The organism is Pseudoxanthomonas jiangsuensis (genome assembly GCF_010093185.1).
GTDB lineage: Bacteria > Pseudomonadota > Gammaproteobacteria > Xanthomonadales > Xanthomonadaceae > Pseudoxanthomonas > Pseudoxanthomonas jiangsuensis.
Genome location: NZ_PDWL01000147.1, coordinates 1 through 504, shown reverse-complemented (window position 1 = coordinate 504; position 504 = coordinate 1). Strand labels below are relative to the sequence as shown.

Annotated in this window: 1 pseudogene; it reads left to right on the top strand. The window is 60.3% G+C overall.

The features are described 5' to 3' along the window. Positions 1–126 precede the first annotated feature (126 nt). A pseudogene (locus CSC62_RS17730) lies at positions 127–504 on the top strand (methyl-accepting chemotaxis protein); the annotation flags it as partial.

Genomic DNA, 504 nt, shown 5'->3' with positions numbered 1-504 from the left:
TATGCCATTAGTCGCGGATCGAGTACGTCTCCGCCGCTCTGATTTATGTGATACTTCCTTGCTGTCTATTTTTTCTTTTTTTTTTTCAACCAGAAGCGGCCATACAAGAGCCCCAGGGGTCGCGTGGGCGGGGGAAAGCTGCTCGACGACAGCACCCGCCTGTTCGAGGCGTTCTCGTCGTTCGGTTCGGTCCGCGACACCCGCGTGTTCCCGAACTTCTGGATTTCGGTGTTCTCCGGCGGCGCCCTGCTGCTGCCGATCATCGGCCTGCTGTGGAGCCTGTACCGCAGCCGTCAGCGCGAACAGGAAATCCGCTACCAGACCCAGGTCGAATACAACAGCCGCAACCAGCAGGCGATCATGCGGTTGCTGGACGAAATCAGCTCGCTCGGCGAAGGCGACCTGACCGTGCAGGCCTCGGTGACCGAGGACATGACCGGCGCCATCGCCGACGCCATCAACTACGCGGTCGACGAGCTGCGCAACCTGGTGACCACCATCAAC